The following is a 441-nucleotide window of genomic DNA, read 5'->3' as shown; positions in this document are numbered from 1 at the left end:
GTTGGTTGAGTTTTTCGACTTGGCTGTTGCCTGAGGCGGTGGCTTGGTCTTCGCCTTTGAGGTCTTGGATCCATGCAGGGCTGATGTGCCACGCTTGTTCGAGGCCTAGGCTGGCATTGTCTTGGTGGTCACTGTGTTGGTGTTTGCTTTGGACTGAGCCTGCGCCTTCTTCTTGTTCGAGGGCTGTGGCTTGCCAGCGTTGTAGGTGGACTGCGGTGGGTTGTAGGCTACGTTGTCCGATAAAGCTGGTGATGCTATCAAATTGTTCTGTCGCATCACTACGGTGGTAGCGAATGTTGCGTCGGTTAAGCGCTTGGTATTGGCTGTTGTCGTCAATCAGGCGGAGCTTGTGTGCTTCGATCGGGCTGTTGTTGCTCGGTACAATCGGTTGGGCTTCATCAATGAGCCAGTTAATGCCTTCACTGCGTAGTAAGCGAGTCA

Annotated in this window: 1 pseudogene; it reads right to left on the bottom strand. The window is 53.3% G+C overall.

From position 1 onward, the window contains the following. Positions 1 to 441: pseudogene (locus AC1M9H_RS14355) on the bottom strand (type VI secretion system tip protein VgrG); the annotation flags it as partial.

This window comes from Acinetobacter sp. ANC_7512 (assembly GCF_056779935.1).
This window is presented reverse-complemented; position numbering and strand designations above follow the sequence as displayed.